Source organism: Sutcliffiella halmapala (genome assembly GCF_050107295.1).
Classification (GTDB): domain Bacteria; phylum Bacillota; class Bacilli; order Bacillales; family Bacillaceae_I; genus Sutcliffiella_A; species Sutcliffiella_A halmapala_A.
In genome coordinates, this window is the sequence record NZ_JBNIKR010000003.1 from 220,954 (window position 1) to 237,256 (window position 16,303).

Sequence of the window (16,303 nt, forward strand, 5' to 3'; positions counted from 1 at the left end):
TGCAATACCAAAGCTTACTTCCGTAAATTGAATTTGAATTTTTCATACTTATTTAAACCAAACATCTTCTTTATAAAACGGGCAGTTTTTGCTCTTAATCTAACTTTAAAAGGATATAAAATAATTTTCTCTATTTTTCTTTCATATAATTTATCAGTAATAACCGTCTGAGGGTGTACAAGCGGAAACTCCAATGAAAAAGACTTAATCCCACAAAATCTTTTTGTCATTTCATTTGAGAAACTAGTACCCCCATGAGTAGAGAATTCATCAACACCAATATTTTCAATTTGATTATATTTAGGAGAGATACCATATACATTATGGGCTCTAATAGAGAACGCCATTTGAAAATCCCATGAAGAAGGTCTATTCTCTTTTTTTATTCTATAATATTCTGACTCAACACTATCTATTTGTTGTTCATAAAGCCTTTTGTCATAATAGCTATCTTCAATATTTTTAATAATGTAATTGTTAGATAGCAATTCCATATCACCATCATAGTAATGGCAAAACTTAGAAGACCAAGAAGCCCATCCACAAGGCAGTAAATGTTGAGTAAATACATAACTTGATCCGTCTTCAGGTTCATATTTATTCAAGTAATTTGTACCGCAAACCCACATTATACGTGTATCATCTTTATATTTATTTAATAACTCCTTGCAATAATAAAAGAATGATACTTCTGGTAAATTATCATCCTCTAAAAATATTGCTTGTTCTTCCTTTGAAAACACCCACTTTGCTCCTAGGCCGATCCTATCGTAAACTCCTTTATTTGTATCTGCATAATTCTTTACAACTTCACAATCCCAAGTTATATTTTCTTCAACTTTTTTTCTACACTTATCTACCATTTCCTTTTCTTGTTCATTTCTAGGTCCATCTGCTATTATATATAGCTTAGAGGGCTTTACCACTTCAATTCTTTCTAATATCCTTAAAACGGTATCGTATCTTTTAAAAATAAACAAAACAACCGGAATATCAAAGATTTTATCAGTATTATAGTTTTTTAGTTCCATAACTAGTTACACCAGCCTTAGATTTTACTCGTCTTCATAATTAAATACTTTTTCAAGTATTTTTGTGGTTGCATCTGCCGAATGCTTTTGCTTTGCACAGTTAATGCCTTCTTTAGCTAATTCATATCTTAGCTTGCCTGATTCTATTATTGCTTTAATATTTTCATATAAGTCCTTCTTATTTTCACAAACTAGACCAACTTTATTTTCCTTAACATATTGTGAAACAGCTAAATGTCTCGAAGCATATACCAAAAGTGGTTTTCCGCTAGACATATATTCTGGAATCTTCGTGGATAAAGAATACTTAGTAAAATTCATAATTTGTTTGTCAAAACTTTCTATATGAAGCAAGACATCTGCTTTAGAGTATGCAATATGCACCTTATTATGTGGTAGATATTCCAAGAACTTTACAACTTGTTTATCAAAGTACCGTTCGTAATTATGGCGATCTTGTTCAGAAGTATAAATGTGAAGTCTTATATTCTTATTATTACTATTAGTTAATTGAGAAATCATCTCACTAATGTCTTTTAGCGATTCCCATCTTTGTAAATGCAGTCCTCCTGCATAGGTAATTATAAAATCATCATTTTTATTTACATCAACCATTGGGTGATCAACTATATTTGATACCGAATTCATTATCGGAAAATGTTGGATTCCCCGTCTTGCTGTATATTCTTCTGCCATTTTTTCACTAATAGTTAGTCCAACATTCATTCGCTGATAAATCTTGTTAGTAAGATTTTGAACTTTTTTATCACACGGTCTCATAAGCAAGTGATCTTTATATAGTGTATCTTGCCAGTTATCCATAAAGTGCATTACAATTTTCTTATCTAACTTTTTTGAAAAATAAAGAGCTAACTTCATAGATAATATTGAGCCACCCATAGTATAAATACAATCGGGATTGAATTTTTTAACTTTTTCTAATAGTTGGAGTGGTGGAAACAATGGAAACATATCAGCATATGATATAACAATCTTTCTGAATTTGTTTTTATTTCCCTCGCCTGTATTTTCTTTAACACTTTGTGCTTTTGAATTCTCATTTGCTTTTTTAAACAATTTTGAATTCATAATATAATGAAAGGGATAGTTTCTTTTTGGTAATGTATATAATGGGAAACTCCTATACTCTCCTCCCATAGAAAAAGCCGAACAAGAAATCTCAAAAATATTTTCCATTGGCCAGTTTTGAAAAGTACTTCTTAGTGTTATCCCTGTAGCATTGCTTGTATTAAACGAAGAATTATTAATTATTAGTACTTTTTTAAAACCCCTTTTAGCATTCAATATAATTCCTCCAAATTTCAGTTTATAATTCCAACCTCGAATCTATAAACTATCTATAAACCCCTTCATAGGACTAATAAAGTTTTTATAATCAAATAAACTATTTTCTACTGTATTTTTAATATCTTTCAATTCACTTAAAGGCATTTCAAATATTCTTTCTAAATCTTCAAGAACACTTTCAGAAACTGCAAACCCATTTTTTCCATCAATTAAATATTCTTCTATGTCACTGGATAAATTTGTGATAATCGGCACTCCAGCACTAATCCCTTCAACAAACTTTGTAGGGAATCCCATTGATGAAACTAAATTTATATCTCTAAAAAATATAAGAAAATCTGATTTCTTTAGATGCTCCAAAGCGACACTATGACTGACTTTTCCCATAAAGTGAATAGAGTGCTCCATTTTTTTTATTATACTTTTCTGATCCGGGTACTTTCCTATATATTCGTCTTTAGAAATACCAATAATTTTAAAGTTTATTTCATATTGTAACTTCCTGGTTGCAATGAACTGTATTATTTTATCAATTTTATCTTTACTACTACCCATATTCCCTGAATAAATTAAATTTAATTTCGGACTTTTCACTTCACCTTCTATGATAGGAGCCCATTTCCCTTCTTTTTTATCAACTAATGGCGGTATCCGAATTTTATTTTTCACTTGTGAATAGTAATTATAAAGAAAAGAACTAATTACAATTACCCCATCTAAGTTAGGTTGCAAGTATTTTATACGAATATAGTCATCAATGGCTTTAGCCGTTTTAACAAAATTTTTGGAAAAGGATAGTTCATATCCTTCCGTACTGTCAGCGATAATTTTAATATTATTCTTTTTACCAAATCTCATTAACCGTAATAATGCAGCTGATTGGTAATTATAACAGATAACACTTTCGACATTCTGATACAGTTTTATTATATCAACTAGATTTTTAATGCTATAAAAATAATTAAAGTTTTCTATATTGTTGGAAGGATAGGGAACTGAATAACATTCAAAACCTTGGACATTTTTAAGTGTGTCTTTCCAATCAGTCCCCCATTTCAATGTTCTATCACAATCAATGAATACGATATTATATCCTAATTTCTCTAAAACTTTTCCATTGTTTAAAACACGGTGTGCAGCTGCATTTTTATCTGGCAACTCAAATCCACCAATATAGATAATAGTTTTTTTTTCCATTATAATGTACTCCCCTGCGAGCATTCTAACGCTTTTTTGCTTCTATCATCATTCTCATAACCTTTGACATTCCATAAAACCCCAGCACTATTCGATATTTTGCTAAAAGAAAATAAACCTTCCAATGTATCGGTAATTTTTTATAATCAAATTTGTTATATGCCTCTTTATAATGTGCATTATTTAGTATTTTTCTCAATTCGGTGTATGTTTTTTTAAAGGTTTTCTGCTTCATGCTGTTTCCACTTAATGGAATAACACTGAAACAAATTCGGCTATAATAAGCATCGTATACACTTTCATTATTTATATTTTTTTCAAGATATTCATTAACATAATCAATCCAATATAACCATTTCTTAAAAAGGTCCTCTCTGTAACCTTTTGTAAACGATGTGACATTATTTCTACGGTAGTGATATAAACATTCATTAAGATAAACCACTCTCTTTGAATGTTCCATATATTGGAGATTAAATAGTTGACATTCAGATGGTACTAATTTTAAGTCTATATATGAAAGGTTATTTTCTTTAATTATTTTTGTCTTATATAATTTAGCCCAGACTGAAACAAGCGCATCAAGCTTTTTCGGATTTTTTAATTTTTCACCTTTTAAACCCAGGACACCACAGAATAACTCATCAAAAACTTCTTGCTCATTGAAGGTTTTTTTCTCATTTTCAAAAAGGTATTTCTCAACACTTCCCGATGATGACTCACTTGTATAACAAAACAATACTGTGTCGGCATCATTTATTTTAGCTTCATAGTATACTTTTTCACATGTGTCAAGATTCATCCAATCATCACTATCTACAAACATAACAAATTCACCCTTGGCCTCTTCAAGACCAGAGTTCCTTGCCCCTGAAGGGCCTTGGTTTTCTAGGTCTAAAACAACAATCCTTTTATCTTTTTCTTTATATTTGTTTAATATTTCTATGCTACCATCTTGTGATCCATCATTAACTGCAATTATCTCAATGTCCCTAAATGTTTGATTGATTAAAGAATCAAAACATTGCCTTAAATATTTCTCAGTGTTATATACTGGCACAATAATACTAATTTTAGGCATAAGCTCCTCCAACTTAAATGATATTCATAATCTCAAGCATATGCTTATTTACAATGTTTACATCATACTTTTCTTTACATAGACGCAAGCTATTTTCATGCATTTGTTTTACATTTTCTGGATTTTCTAGCATGTAAATTATTTTCTCAGCTAATTCTATACTATTTCGAGGTTGAACCAAGAATCCATTAACACCATTGCTTACTGCATCCCGACAGCCGGGCCAATCAGTTGTTATGATTGGTCTTCCCATTGCCATCGCTTCTAATATGGTTCTTGGAAGACCTTCTCGATAGTACGTAGGTAAAACGAAAATCCTGGATTTTTCCAAGTAAGGAACAACATCTTTTGTTTCTCCAGGAAATTCAATTGAGCCATCAGCTATAAATGGTTCTATTTCTTCAGGCTTAATTGCACCAATTGAATTATCGAATCCGCCAACTAAAACAAACCTTGCCTCTGGATATTCTTTTTTCACTTTACGAGCAGCTTCAGCAAATTCAAATATACCCTTTTCCTTTATAATTCTAGCAATCATTAAAAATACTGGTTTCTCGGGCAATTTATTTACATTAAACCTCTCCATATTTACACCTGAACCATCTACACGCACAGCTTTGTCTTCAGAAAGGTATCCCAGATTAACAAATTGTTTTAAATCGTCACTATTTTGAAAAATTACTTTTTCACACCCTTTAAAAGCTTGTTTATAAAGTAATCCAGTAATAGTCCTTAATGCTTTTGCTTTTAAGCTTTTGGAGCCATAAACACGTCCTAATCCAGTAACCATAGGATATATTTTTTTAATTCCAGCCATACGACCTGCTAAGCTACCGTATACTACCGGCTTAATAGTATAACTGAATATTAAATCTGGTTTTTGTTCTTTAATTACTTTCTTGAGTTTTTTATAATAATTTATATCACCAAAGATACTAGTATTATCTTTACTAAAGGGGATTTCAATAAATTTTACCCCAAGTGCTAATACGTCTTCTAAATAATCATTATTTGGACCAATTGCAATGACTTCATGACCTTTAGAAATTATCTCCTTAATTAAATCTCCACGAAAATTAAATAAGGTCTTATTTTTGGGAGAAATTACTAATACTTTCATTAACTACACCTTCTCTAAAAAATTATGATTCATGTTATCATCCAAATTTTTCATAACCAACTCAAACAATCTGTTATTTATATTATCCGAAACATATGAATTATGAGGTGTAACTATGACTCTATTGTAATCCCATAGTTGACTATCCATTGGTAACGGTTCATTTTCAAACACATCCAGAGCAATTCCAAGAAATTTATCTATTTGAAGCGCATTATTAAGAGCTTCTTCATCAATGACTCCACCTCTGGAGACATTAATTAGGACACTATTATTTTTCATATTTGCAATCTTATGGTCATTGATTAAATGCCTTGTTTCTTTAGTAAGTGGAAGAGTCAAAATAACAATGTCACTTTTCCTTAAAACATCATCTAAACTTTCAATCAAATGAAACTCATCAATAACTTGTGATCTAATCTCTCTCCTACCAACACCGACTACGTTTACATCGAATGCCTTAAGCCTTTTAGCAACTGCTGAGCCAACATCACCAAATCCGATTATGGCAGCGGTTTTATTCGCTAATTCAAATAGATTCCGATGTTTTTCCCATTTATGATTACGCTGAGCCTCATAAAAGCTCCGACTATTTTTATATATTTCTAAAATCTTAGAAATTACCCACTCAGCCATAGGAATACTATATACTCCCTTGGCATTAAAAAGCTTGATACCTTGGTCCTTTATAAAGTTAAGTGGTACCCTATCTAGTCCTGCACTTGTAAGTTGTATGAATGTGAGGTTCTTAAATTTTTGGATGTCGTTATATAGGAAAAGGCCATTACAAACTACCGCATTAATATCTGAAACATCTATTTCCAATGGAATTCTTTCATCCTGAACATACACAATGTCGTAGCCAATTGACTTAATCTTATTCAGTTGTTTATCACTATAATTAAATGCCCCAGTAAGTAATAGTTTCATAATAATACATTCCTTTTTAAACTATTATTTCGTTATGGTGTATACAATTTCTGTAACTTTATCCTTAACATATTTTTGGTTTTCTACAAAAAAATGTTTTTCTTTCCACTTTAATTGAGCTTCAAAGTCTCTTATCTCATTTATTCCTAATTTAAATACCTCTTCTACCAGCCCAACATCATTACTTTTTTTGCTATCACAAAAACTTCTTGATAAAATCGCCATGTTAGAACCTAAACGGTGATGCTCAGAAATAATGTTCTCTGCCGGAAGAGTTCCTTGTCCAAGTTGTGCTATCCCTCCAAAACCATAAAGAATTCCTTTCGTCTCAAATTTTTTACAAAGCATTTCTACTGTCCCATTTGCTAAAAGTTCAAACATAAACTTCATATTATAACTAAGGTGTAGATCATTTAGTCCGATATGAATAAAGTCAATACCTTCAATTTTTAAGATTGAGTCTATATTTTCTACCGCCTCCGAAGTTTCGCATAACAGACAAACCTTGGCCCTACCATTTACATAATTAACGAAAAGCTCAACTTCTTCCTTTGTTTTAAAAAATGGGAGCATTACAATATCCGCTCCATCTAGGATTACTCTATCAATCTCATTTTTTGATCCTTGATATATTGGGTTTACTCGCACAAGTAATTCAGAATTTGTTAGTACTTTTTTTATTTTTTTTATATCATCAATGCTGTGTCTAGATATTACTGTATCTAAATGACCTTGTCTTGCATCTTTCCCATTAATCTCAAGATCAATAAAGATCCAATCTACCCCACTATTTTCTGCTACCTTGGCAATTTCTTCTTGATTTGTAATGTACATTAACTTTAAGGCCATTTAGGGATTCCTTCTTTCCTCTATGGTTGCTGCTACTTCAGAATTTTGACCTTCCCCTGTAACCTTTGTAGCAGTTTCACCAACATTAACGTTATCCTTCATTGCTAGAACTTTTAAGATTGTTTTGAAGAATACTTTTAAATCGAACCATAATGAAAGGTTCTCAACATATGCAACATCATACTCAATCCTTTTATTCCATTGAACTTCCTTCCTACCATTTACCTGTGCCCAACCTGTAACACCTGGTCTAACATTGAATCTCTTTTTTTGCTCTTCAGTATATTCGTCAAGAGGCCAAGGATGGTAAGTTAGAGTTGGTCTTGGCCCTATTATTGACATATCGCCTTTAATGATATTAACAAACTGAGGAAACTCATCAATGCTGGTCTTCCTAATAAATTTACCGACTTTTGTAACTCTAGCATCACCTTTCGTTTCATATACACCGCTTTTTTCAGCACCAACGCACATTGAGCGGAATTTATAAATCTTGAACACTTTCCCATATAAACCAAGGCGTTCTTGCTGAAAAATTACTGGTCCCTTAGACTCTAATTTGATAGCAATAGCTACTATTAACAAGATAGGTAAAAGTACTGTTAGGCCAGTTAAAGATAAAACAATATCCAATAGCCTTTTAATTTTTTTATAAATCATAATAAGTTCAAACTCCTTTTTTCTTTTTTATTTTTACAGAGTGGGACTTAATTTTTATAATTATATTTAGTAGGTTTAGGACTTACTTGGAATCCTCAGTACTTTTACTCCAACCAACTTCTAAACCACTAAAATTGTTATCTAATTCTGATATTCACCTCGTAATATCTATTCAATCTACCTTACGAATTCGAAATAGATATCCATTTCTTTAATACCCTTATCCCACATTGCTTTCAGTACGTTATCTAAGCTCGATAGTCAGTTCCCTTTCCCCACTCAATCAATAGAGCACATTTCCCTCATCTTATGTAGCAACTCTATACTCTCCTCCACCTCTACAAAAACGGTACATCACTCTCATCATCATCTTCATCATCATGCTCACTACACTCCACTTCCCCATCAACATAATGATAAGTCCCACCTATCGGACAAACATATTCACCATGTTCAAGTAAAAACGAAGTGAATATAGCTTCACTATGGTCTTTAGCCTTCAACATTAACTCCCGATGATACCTCTTTTCTAACTTGGAAGAATTAACATCATAAACCTCAGCTTCTGTTTTCTTGATATTCCCCAACACAGAAGGTTCTACTATTGCTGCCAGTATTTCGAAAAGTGTCATCATATCACTTTTCCTAAAAAGCCTTCAAGAATTACATACACCAACTTTCAAATGTTTTTAAACAACAAATATAAAAGGGCATCCAACCCCACCTCACACCAACGACAATCCTATCTAAGGCAGTCTCCCACCCACAGTGCAACCGAGTGCCTCCATTGATAAGGGTAAGGAGACATCACCACCCATTTACAAACAGAAAACCTATCCCTGAAGCGATGTACAGGTAAATAGGTTTTCTGTTTGTAAATCCCTGTCCTTAAACAGGGATCTTAGTCTTGCTAAGATGCTGTATTTCATTTTCTCTATTGTTCGCAACCAACAATAAGTAACTTCTAATTTCCTCAATACTCATATCCGAAAAATTACTCAAGAAGTAACCCAACACAGTTTCCTCTTTGAGACTCGCTTTCCCAATATGTATCTTAGGAAACACATTCTCTTTATGAATCTCATCCTCATTCAGAAGCTCTTCATACATCTTCTCCCCAGGCCTGATTCCCGAGTAACGGATACCAATCTCATCAATGGAGTATCCAGAAAGTGTAATCAGGTTCTTTGCCAGATCCACGATTTTAACTGGCTCTCCCATATCAAGAACAAATACTTCCCCACCTCGGGCTAGAGTACCAGCCTGGATAACGAGTCTGGATGCTTCCGGGATGGTCATAAAGTAGCGCGTCATATCAGGATGCGTAACCGTAACCGGTCCTCCAGCCTGAATCTGTTTCTTGAATAGTGGAATGACACTGCCTCGACTGCCAAGGACGTTACCGAAACGTACGGCGACGAACTTCGTTTGACTTTCCTGGGCCAGCTGCTGGACGACCATCTCTGCGAAACGTTTCGTTGCACCCATAACGTTGGTCGGGTTGACGGCTTTGTCGGAGGATACCAGTACAAAGGTTCCCACTCCGAATGTGTCGGCCGCTTCTGCGACGTTTTTGGTGCCGAAAATGTTGTTCTTTACGGCTTCTTCCGGGTTTCTTTCCATTAAAGGCACATGCTTATGCGCCGCTGCATGGTAGACGACGTCCGGTTGATATTTTTCCATGATCGTGAACATCTTGTCCCGGTCTTGTATGTCTGCGATTTCCGTCAGGATTGTGAATGCTTCATTATATGTTGAACGAAGCTCCATTTCGATCGTATAGATACTGTTCTCCCCATGACCCAATAGAACAAGTGTCTCTGGATTAAAGTTTGATATCTGACGACATATTTCCGAGCCGATGGATCCTCCTGCGCCGGTTACGAGGACTGTCTTTCCTGTAATCGATTCAGAGATGCTCTTCATATCGAGTTTTACCGGCTCACGGCCGAGAAGGTCTTCCACTTCGACGTCACGGAACTCGTTGACAGATACTTTTCCAAGCATCAGATCTTCTAGCATCGGGATGATTTGAGTCTTCGCTTCAGTCTTGCCACATTCCTTGTAGATCGTATTGATCTCTTTTTTACCTAAAGAAGGAATCGCTATGATGATATTTTCGATCTCATTCTTTTCTACGATGGACTCAATATCAGTCACATCCCCTAGCACAGGGATACCAAGGATCTGAAGCCTTTGTTTTTTTACATCATCGTCCACAAAAGCAACTGGCTGTAGATCTGCTTCACGGTTTTGAAGCAATTGCCTTGCAACCATCGTTCCCGCTGCACCTGCACCGACAATGAGGGTTTTCTTCTTATCAGTCCTTGTCTTGCGGTAATAATCACGGAAAAGACGGAAAGAGAATCGTGAACCGCCAATCAGGATCATATGAAGCATCCAAGTGATGATGAGAACCCTGACGTACACGTTTTCAACGACAAAGAGCTGGACAAACCCCGTAACCGCTACGGAAAAGGTGACGGCCTTCAGTATTCCGATCAGTTCCCCGACGCTCGCGTACTGCCAAGCATTATGATACAACTTATAGGAATAAGCGAATAAATGATGCCAGATGATCAGGCTTAATGAGCTTAGCAGCAGCGTTCCCCTACTGAAGATATTCATTTCAGGATTTAACATCCAAAAGCTTATGTAGATCGAAGAAAGAACAATCAAGGAATCTACCAGGATTAATAAGGAAAGCCGCTTTTTGTACGTCACAAATCCCACCCCCTTTTCAATATGTTGTAAGAATTATAGTAATATAGTCATGGTGTCGGTCAAAAAAAGAGGAGGACAAGCCTGCCCCTTATTTTGTTCCATAGTAATAGTAATAAGAACTATCCTTTTGCTTCTTCCTATTAAGGACAACACCCAAAAGTTTAGCTTTTGCAGATTCCAATAGTTCTTTTGCCTTTACGGCACTGTCCTTATCGGTAGATCCGCTTCCAATGACCAGGATGGTCCCATCACACTGATTGGCAAGTACTTGCGCGTCCGTTACCGCCAATACTGGAGGAGTATCAAAAATAATCATATCGTAATGCTGATATGCTGCCGTCAACAGCTCTTCCATCGCCCTTGAACTTAAAAGCTCTGCCGGGTTTGGAGGGATCGGCCCACTTGTGAGAATATCCAAGTTTGCAATACGGGTACTTTTAATGGTCTCCATCAACTCGGTTTGCTTCGTGAGCACAGTTGTGAGCCCTTTGAAGTTCTCCTGTTGGAACGTATAATGCGCTGTCGGCTTACGTAGATCCGCATCTATGAACAGGACCTGTTTCCCTTGCTGGGAGAACACCACTGCCAGGTTACTAGCTGTCGTGGACTTCCCTTCAGATGGGCCCGAAGAAGTCACCATCATAGAACGTAGCTCCTGATCTACAAGGGAGAACTGGATATTTGTCCTAATGGTACGATATTGCTCTGAGATCGGAGACTTCGGAAGCTTATCTGTGATTAGATGGCGGCTTGTCTTTGCTACTGTACTTTGTTTTCTGTTTCTTTTTCTATTAAGAGCCAACCGTCTCACCTCTCGTTCTTGCTTTTCTCATTGCTTCCTGCGCTAGCTGAATATCCTTATCTTCAATAACCGTAATGGTACCGAGTACAGGTAATCCTAATAGCTTTTCTACATCCTGCTCACTCTTTACGGAGTTATCCAGATATTCCATGAGGAACGCCAGACCGACACCAGCCATTAATCCCACTACCATGGCTATTGCCATATTAAGTACAGGTTGTGGCTTGACAGGTGATGGATTTTCACCGATTTGAGCTGGTGAAAGGATGGTTACGTTGTCTACATTCATGAGTTCCACAATTTCTGTTTGAAAAACTTCCGCTGTGGTATTTGCTATTTTAGCGGCCATCGCAGCGTCTGGATCTTGAACCGTGATTTTTAATACTTGGGCGTTCCCTTCATTTCCAACTGTAATTTTGGAGTTCAAGGAGGCTACAGTTTCTTCACCGTTTAATTCCTAGCTGACTATTTCTAAAATAGCCGGGCTTTTAATGACAATGTTATACGTATTGATAATCTCTATATTGGAACGGATCTGGTTGACATCAACCGTACCTTGTTCAGATTTTGATTGGTTCACTAATAGCTGAGTAGAAGATTGATAGATTGGTGTGAGCAGGAAATAGCTGACTACTCCACTTGTCGTTGTTGCGATAACAGTAATGAGGACGATAAGCCAAAGACGTTTCTTTATGGTTTGAAATAATTCCTTGAGACTAATAGTTTCTTCCATGTTGACCTCCAATATAGATGTTCGATGATTAATTTTTGGTATTTTAGCAAAATTCTTTTTCTACCTACAAGAAACTATTATAAGTTACTTTAACTGACATATCTACATGATAAATGTAATTTGTTTGTAATAAAAGTGGAAAAATGATGAAAGCGGTATTATTTTCGGAGTAAATATTGACATTTATATCGTTTTATGTCGAATGACGTCAGATGTTTGTCGAATAGATATGAATTGCAACTATTTTGCATATAAGTGAATAAGAGACAGGCAACACTTTAAGGGGAGATTATCCATCATGCGGAGACGGCGACAACGACAGCAGTTTATCCTTTTACTGCTTGGGGCAGGTCTATTAGGTATCATTATTTACTTATTCACCTCTATATTAATTAGCGCAGAAGGCAAAGCGGAGAGAGTGGTAGAGGATTTTTATTCTTATGAAGCAGAGGGGGACTATGGTCGTTCCTGGGAGCTCTTGCATTCCTATGTGCAGGAGAGGTTTCGCCGTGGTGCCTACATACAGGATCGGGCTCACGTATTTAATGGACATTTTGGTGCAGAGACATTTAAATATGAGATTAGTGACGCCAAGAAGGTCAAAGAGTGGAAAGTCGAGAAGGGCGGGAAGACCTTTGATACGGCCTACGAGTTTGAGGTAGAGCAGACATACAGGGGAAAGTACGGGCATTTCTTGTTTGTTCAGTATGTGTATGTGGTGAAGGAAGAGAAGGAGTGGAGGATTGTTTGGGATTACAAGTGATCTATGGGACTAATCTATTGTCACGCGGGTCACTGGGAACTGGTCCCACATTTTTGCATAACAATAGGGACAGTAAACACTGTCCCCCGCTTTTTGAAAGATTACTGCTGGTCGTCCCCAGTATCCTCTTCCATGTTCTCTTCGTCTTGCTCCATATCTTCTTCCATGTTGTTCTCATCTTGTTCCATATCAGGATCCATAGGCTCTTCCGCAGGAGGCTGCTCGTTCTCAGGTGGTGGAACATCCTCGTTATTTGCTGCACATCCAGTGATCAACATTGCCGCTAACGCTGTACCAGTTAATTTAATTAACATTTTGTTCATTCTAACCTACTCCTTTCGCATATGGGTTTTATCAATGAAGACCTTTAATGCTTTTTTCGTTTGGTCCCTTTTTATATTCCCCAATATTCGTAAAAGATTGCATAAATGAACAAATTTTTTCTTTTTACGACTTTTGGCCTAATGCGAACATCATTTCCAATTCACAGACCAATTGCCCATCGACCGTTGCGACTCCTTTTCCTTTACCGATGCTGCCGCGTACGCGTGTCATTTCTACTTCAAGGCGAAGCTGGTCTCCAGGGATGACCTGCTTCTTGAATCGGCAGTTGTCGATGCCTGTGAAGAAGGCAAGGCGTCCTTTATTTTCTTCTTTTTTTAGCATTGCTACCGCACCGACTTGAGCCAAAGCTTCCACAATAAGAACCCCAGGCATTACCGGGAATTCAGGAAAGTGTCCGTTGAAGAACTCCTCATTGGCAGTTACATTCTTAATCCCGATTGCACGTTGGCCTTCTTCGATTTCTATTATCTTGTCCACTAACAGGAACGGATATCTATGTGGAATGATTTCTTTTATCTGATTGATGTCTAACATTTTTATGACCTCCTACTAATAGTTACTTACAATTATATACGAAGGCATAAAAAAGAGGAAGTCTTTGTATCGACTTCCTTACTCTTTGTTGACGAGGTCTAAAATATGCTGCCAGGTACTTTTGTCGAGGACATCCATCGGACTGCCGCCGCCTAGTACGCCGTAGCCGAACATTGCACCAGCTATTGCAGCTATCACCATGACACCCAATACAATCACTATTCTTAACCAGATTGGAATGAGACGTATCCGCCATTTCAAGCGCTTGGGTTTTTCTTCACTGGCAGCCGCTTCTTCTCTTTCCTGTTTTGCTTTATTTTTTTGAGCTTTGCGCAACTCTTCCCTTGTTAAGCTCTCTTGTCTTGCTTCGTTTTGTTCCATTGCGCAACCTCCTTTTACCTATGGATTTCTATCTTAAGATTTCAGGCCGTTTACAAGCCCCATCATCTGATCGGCAAATTGAACAGACTTTGCGTTAAATTGATAATTCCGCTGCATTAATGTCATTTCTGTCAACTCTGACGCTAGGTCCACATTGGACTGCTCGAGCATGCCCTGTTGGAGACCAATGCCGTTACGCTGAGGCCCATTAATATCGTTTATTATATCATTTGCGTTTCCAATTTCGTCATTCGGCAGAGCAAATAGTGAACCAGGTCTTGCTTCGAGCATTTGCGGGCGGATCACTTGGGTGATGCCTAGCTCACGTGCGATCGCAGTACCGTTGTTCAAGGATGCAGAAAGGATGCCGTCTGGCTGAAGCTTCACTTCCTTGATGTTTTCAGGGAAGATGATTTGATCGCCAATGCTGTCCAGTACAGGATGGCCGTCTGCATTGACAAGCATCACTTCATTGTTGTTGATCGGCGACAAGTAGAATACACCATTTCTTGTGTATTGCGTGCTTGTCTGACCGTTTTCGGTAACCTGGACGTTGAAGAACTGGTCTTCCTTCGTTAGAGCAAAGTCTAACATACGACCCGTCGTTTTTAAAGCGCCCTGTGTGAGGTTAAGCTTAGTTTGGCTTAAGCCGGCACCAGTGGCAAGACGAATTCCTGCAGGAGTCTGTCTCATCGTTTCGTATTGACCTAGAGGCTGGTTGTTAGCCTGTTGGGCAAGCAGCTCCTGGAAGGATGCGCTGCGGTTTTTGTAGCCGATTGTATCGACATTTGCCACATTGTGTCCGATCAGGTCCAATTGCTTTTGTAGATTGTACATCGTGTTTGTGGCGTTATGCATGATTCTGTTCATCTATATATTCCTCCGTAATGTTCGTTCGTGAGGCTATGTGGACGGTTAGTTGATACGACCAATTTCATTTGCCGCTTTTTGCATGCTCATGTCATAGGCCTGGATGATTTTCTGGTTCGCTTCAAATGCCCGGTAGGCAGATGTCATGTCGCTCATCGTCTGAGCGGAGTCAACATTGGAGCGCTCGATATGGCCTTGCATGATCTGGAAACTGATGTTCGGGTTGTTGTTGGCATTTGTCAGTTGCTGGCCTTCTGATGCTCGGAACAGGCCGTTGCCGTCTCTGATCAGTTCGTTCGCGTTATTGGCAAGGGCGATGCCGATTCTGGCTTGTGGAGTGTTGTCCACAAGGATGGTTCCGTCCGGTTGCAGTGTGAAGGCGCCTGCGTTGATTTGGATTCGGTTGTTGTTTTCATCCAGAACGTAAAGTCCGTTGTTTGTTGTCAGGTAGCCTTGGGAATCTAGAGTGAAGTTCCCGTTTCTTGTGTATCTCGGTGTGCCGTCGGTATTTTCCACTGTAAAGAAGACATAAGCATTTTCCGACAGGGTCTGGTTCAGGATGGCAAGATCTGTGCTGTTTCCTGTTGGACGCATGTCCCCTTGTGTGAACTTTGGTGCGATGTCTTGGACATAGACACCTGTGTTGATTGGACCGATAAGTTGGTTTTGCGCGAATTTTAGCGGTTTTGTGGTAGGAACGCTCGTCACGTCCAGTTTACTCAAAAGCATTTCCGGAAACGCGCGAAGTGATGACTGGTCTGCTTTATAGCCTGGTGTGTTTGCGTTGGACAGGTTATTGGACAGCAATTCCATGCGGCGCTGCTGGGAGATCATACCGGCGGTTGCTGTGTGGAAGCCTCTTAACATTTTGTTTCACCTCTTAGTTTGACGTACAGTTTTATCTAGGTTCTATTATAGTACATAATTGGAAATGTCGATATATGTAATTTTGTGAATGTTTACTTATTGTGGGAG

At 37.3% G+C, this 16,303-nt stretch carries 17 protein-coding genes and 1 pseudogene; 1 reads left to right on the forward strand and 17 read right to left on the reverse strand.

Annotation, left to right across the window (positions count from 1 at the left end; genetic code table 11):
• Positions 1-14: 14 nt before the first annotated feature.
• The 12 genes and pseudogenes from ACQCT5_RS06935 to ACQCT5_RS06990 all read right to left on the reverse strand — a co-directional run bounded on the left by ACQCT5_RS06935 (position 15) and on the right by ACQCT5_RS06990 (position 12,435).
• Positions 15-1,031, reverse strand: a complete 1,017-nt coding sequence (locus ACQCT5_RS06935; RefSeq protein ID WP_499640344.1) for a hypothetical protein — start codon at positions 1,029-1,031, stop codon at positions 15-17.
• Positions 1,032-1,055: 24 nt separating this feature from the next.
• Positions 1,056-2,336 carry a glycosyltransferase gene (locus ACQCT5_RS06940; protein ID WP_499640345.1) on the reverse strand — a complete coding sequence of 427 codons (1,281 nt, stop codon included), beginning with the start codon at positions 2,334-2,336 and terminating at the stop codon, positions 1,056-1,058.
• 42 nt (positions 2,337-2,378) lie between these two features.
• Positions 2,379-3,536, reverse strand: a complete 1,158-nt coding sequence (locus ACQCT5_RS06945) for a glycosyltransferase (RefSeq protein ID WP_499640346.1) — start codon at positions 3,534-3,536, stop codon at positions 2,379-2,381.
• 25 nt (positions 3,537-3,561) lie between these two features.
• The gene (locus ACQCT5_RS06950) at positions 3,562-4,617 is read right to left on the reverse strand and encodes a glycosyltransferase family 2 protein (protein WP_499640348.1); all 1,056 of its coding nucleotides are present in this window, start codon (positions 4,615-4,617) and stop codon (positions 3,562-3,564) included.
• A gap of 13 nt (positions 4,618-4,630) precedes the next feature.
• Complete coding sequence (locus tag ACQCT5_RS06955) at positions 4,631-5,737, reverse strand: glycosyltransferase family 4 protein (RefSeq protein ID WP_499640350.1); 1,107 nt, start codon at positions 5,735-5,737, stop codon at positions 4,631-4,633.
• A 3-nt stretch (positions 5,738-5,740) separates the two neighbouring features.
• Positions 5,741-6,667 carry an NAD(P)-dependent oxidoreductase gene (locus ACQCT5_RS06960; RefSeq protein ID WP_499640353.1) on the reverse strand — a complete coding sequence of 309 codons (927 nt, stop codon included), beginning with the start codon at positions 6,665-6,667 and terminating at the stop codon, positions 5,741-5,743.
• 24 nt (positions 6,668-6,691) lie between these two features.
• Positions 6,692-7,516: an aldolase/citrate lyase family protein gene (locus ACQCT5_RS06965; RefSeq protein WP_499640355.1), complete on the reverse strand. Its 825-nt coding sequence runs from the start codon at positions 7,514-7,516 to the stop codon at positions 6,692-6,694.
• The gene (locus ACQCT5_RS06970; RefSeq protein ID WP_499640357.1) at positions 7,517-8,176 is read right to left on the reverse strand and encodes a sugar transferase; all 660 of its coding nucleotides are present in this window, start codon (positions 8,174-8,176) and stop codon (positions 7,517-7,519) included.
• A 338-nt stretch (positions 8,177-8,514) separates the two neighbouring features.
• Positions 8,515-8,811, reverse strand: coding sequence for a hypothetical protein (locus ACQCT5_RS06975; protein ID WP_499640359.1), 297 nt, complete (start codon positions 8,809-8,811; stop codon positions 8,515-8,517).
• 253 nt (positions 8,812-9,064) lie between these two features.
• On the reverse strand, positions 9,065-10,900 hold the full coding sequence (locus ACQCT5_RS06980; protein ID WP_499640361.1) for a polysaccharide biosynthesis protein: 1,836 nt from the start codon (positions 10,898-10,900) through the stop codon (positions 9,065-9,067).
• Positions 10,901-10,988: 88 nt separating this feature from the next.
• Positions 10,989-11,702, reverse strand: coding sequence for a CpsD/CapB family tyrosine-protein kinase (locus ACQCT5_RS06985; protein WP_499640363.1), 714 nt, complete (start codon positions 11,700-11,702; stop codon positions 10,989-10,991).
• A pseudogene (locus ACQCT5_RS06990) lies at positions 11,692-12,435 on the reverse strand (YveK family protein). The gene ACQCT5_RS06985 and the pseudogene ACQCT5_RS06990 overlap by 11 nt, the downstream one beginning before the upstream one ends.
• A gap of 298 nt (positions 12,436-12,733) precedes the next feature.
• On the opposite strand from ACQCT5_RS06990, the gene ACQCT5_RS06995 reads away from it, so the two are divergent.
• Positions 12,734-13,198, forward strand: coding sequence for a hypothetical protein (locus tag ACQCT5_RS06995; protein ID WP_499640365.1), 465 nt, complete (start codon positions 12,734-12,736; stop codon positions 13,196-13,198).
• A gap of 101 nt (positions 13,199-13,299) precedes the next feature.
• Here the strand turns inward: ACQCT5_RS06995 and ACQCT5_RS07000 are convergent, their stop codons facing one another.
• The 5 genes from ACQCT5_RS07000 to ACQCT5_RS07020 form a co-directional block, all read right to left on the reverse strand.
• On the reverse strand, positions 13,300-13,521 hold the full coding sequence (locus ACQCT5_RS07000) for a hypothetical protein (RefSeq protein WP_499640367.1): 222 nt from the start codon (positions 13,519-13,521) through the stop codon (positions 13,300-13,302).
• Positions 13,522-13,645: 124 nt separating this feature from the next.
• A complete protein-coding gene (gene fabZ, locus ACQCT5_RS07005) occupies positions 13,646-14,077 on the reverse strand; it encodes a 3-hydroxyacyl-ACP dehydratase FabZ (RefSeq protein ID WP_499640369.1) in 432 nt (143 codons plus the stop codon).
• 78 nt (positions 14,078-14,155) lie between these two features.
• Entirely contained in the window at positions 14,156-14,458 is a 303-nt protein-coding gene (locus tag ACQCT5_RS07010) for a DNA-directed RNA polymerase subunit beta (protein ID WP_499640371.1), read from the reverse strand.
• Between the two features lie 33 nt (positions 14,459-14,491).
• A complete protein-coding gene (locus ACQCT5_RS07015; RefSeq protein WP_499640373.1) occupies positions 14,492-15,328 on the reverse strand; it encodes a flagellar hook-basal body protein in 837 nt (278 codons plus the stop codon).
• Positions 15,329-15,373: 45 nt separating this feature from the next.
• Positions 15,374-16,195 carry a flagellar hook-basal body protein gene (locus tag ACQCT5_RS07020; protein ID WP_499640375.1) on the reverse strand — a complete coding sequence of 274 codons (822 nt, stop codon included), beginning with the start codon at positions 16,193-16,195 and terminating at the stop codon, positions 15,374-15,376.
• Between the last annotated feature and the right edge of the window lie 108 nt (positions 16,196-16,303).

What these genes read in the sequence shown, in the direction of transcription:
- ACQCT5_RS06955 (WP_499640350.1), bottom strand. Translation starts at nt 5,737, where the DNA reads ATGAAAGTATTAGTAATTTCTCCCAAAAATAAGACCTTATTTAATTTT.
- ACQCT5_RS06975 (WP_499640359.1), bottom strand. Translation starts at nt 8,811, where the DNA reads ATGATGACACTTTTCGAAATACTGGCAGCAATAGTAGAACCTTCTGTG.
- ACQCT5_RS07000 (WP_499640367.1), bottom strand. Translation starts at nt 13,521, where the DNA reads ATGAACAAAATGTTAATTAAATTAACTGGTACAGCGTTAGCGGCAATG.
- ACQCT5_RS07020 (WP_499640375.1), bottom strand. Translation starts at nt 16,195, where the DNA reads ATGTTAAGAGGCTTCCACACAGCAACCGCCGGTATGATCTCCCAGCAG.
- ACQCT5_RS06970 (WP_499640357.1), bottom strand. Translation starts at nt 8,176, where the DNA reads ATGATTTATAAAAAAATTAAAAGGCTATTGGATATTGTTTTATCTTTA.
- ACQCT5_RS06965 (WP_499640355.1), bottom strand. Translation starts at nt 7,516, where the DNA reads ATGGCCTTAAAGTTAATGTACATTACAAATCAAGAAGAAATTGCCAAG.
- ACQCT5_RS07010 (WP_499640371.1), bottom strand. Translation starts at nt 14,458, where the DNA reads ATGGAACAAAACGAAGCAAGACAAGAGAGCTTAACAAGGGAAGAGTTG.
- fabZ (WP_499640369.1), bottom strand. Translation starts at nt 14,077, where the DNA reads ATGTTAGACATCAATCAGATAAAAGAAATCATTCCACATAGATATCCG.
- ACQCT5_RS06960 (WP_499640353.1), bottom strand. Translation starts at nt 6,667, where the DNA reads ATGAAACTATTACTTACTGGGGCATTTAATTATAGTGATAAACAACTG.
- ACQCT5_RS06995 (WP_499640365.1), top strand. Translation starts at nt 12,734, where the DNA reads ATGCGGAGACGGCGACAACGACAGCAGTTTATCCTTTTACTGCTTGGG.
- ACQCT5_RS06950 (WP_499640348.1), bottom strand. Translation starts at nt 4,617, where the DNA reads ATGCCTAAAATTAGTATTATTGTGCCAGTATATAACACTGAGAAATAT.
- ACQCT5_RS06945 (WP_499640346.1), bottom strand. Translation starts at nt 3,536, where the DNA reads ATGGAAAAAAAAACTATTATCTATATTGGTGGATTTGAGTTGCCAGAT.
- ACQCT5_RS06935 (WP_499640344.1), bottom strand. Translation starts at nt 1,031, where the DNA reads ATGGAACTAAAAAACTATAATACTGATAAAATCTTTGATATTCCGGTT.
- ACQCT5_RS07015 (WP_499640373.1), bottom strand. Translation starts at nt 15,328, where the DNA reads ATGAACAGAATCATGCATAACGCCACAAACACGATGTACAATCTACAA.